Source organism: Photorhabdus namnaonensis (assembly GCF_001684335.1).
Lineage (GTDB): Bacteria > Pseudomonadota > Gammaproteobacteria > Enterobacterales > Enterobacteriaceae > Photorhabdus > Photorhabdus namnaonensis.
The window spans coordinates 95,517-96,266 of the sequence record NZ_LOIC01000094.1; the positions used below are offsets into that span (position 1 = coordinate 95,517).

1 protein-coding gene is annotated in these 750 nt (G+C 56.4%); it reads left to right on the plus strand.

Annotation, left to right across the window (positions count from 1 at the left end; translation table 11 throughout):
- Positions 1-750: S8 family serine peptidase (locus Phpb_RS27150; RefSeq protein WP_240492649.1), on the plus strand; the 750-nt coding region annotated here is incomplete at both ends.

The following is a 750-nucleotide window of genomic DNA, read 5'->3' on the forward strand; positions in this document are numbered from 1 at the left end:
TAATGGCGCCTTGCCGAATGTGGTCTCCAACCACGCGACAATGGTGGCGGGTGTGATGGTCGCGGCGAAAAATAATACCGGTGGCGTCGGAGTTGCCCATGATGCTACGTTGGGCGGCTATTATCTGGCCAATGACGGCGCCGATCTTGCGGGACTGGGGCATATGGTCAGTTTTGACATTGCCAACAATAGCTGGGGATTTGCCAACGATTTCGTGCTCAGCAGCTTTCAGGGCGGCTCCATAAATACTGCCGCGTCGCTGAGCCTGAATGCGCAGTACGCGGCGGCTAATGGTCGTGGCGGATTGGGTACCGTCATCGTGGCGGCGGGCGGCAACCATCGTGCGGAAGGCGGCAATGCCCAAGGGTCGCTGACCAATAACAACCGCTTTTCGGTGGAAGTCGGTGCAATCAACGCACAAGGAGATTTGTCGACTTTGCAGATTGGCTCCTCACCCTTCTCCAATCCGGGAGCCAGCCTGTTGGTTTCGGCGCCGGGCAGCAATGTCGTGTCTACCAGCTATATGCTGAAAACCGAACGTGGCTCAACTTTCGGCAATGACTACACCAGCATGCAAGGCACCAGCTTTGCCGCGCCGATAGTCTCCGGTGTTGTTGCGTTGATGCTTGAGGCCAATCCGAACTTAGGCTATCGGGATGTGCAGCAGATCCTTGCTCTATCCGCTCGCAAGATCAATGACCCATCTACCGCATGGAGTGATAATAGCAGTCATAGCTGGAATGGCGGCGG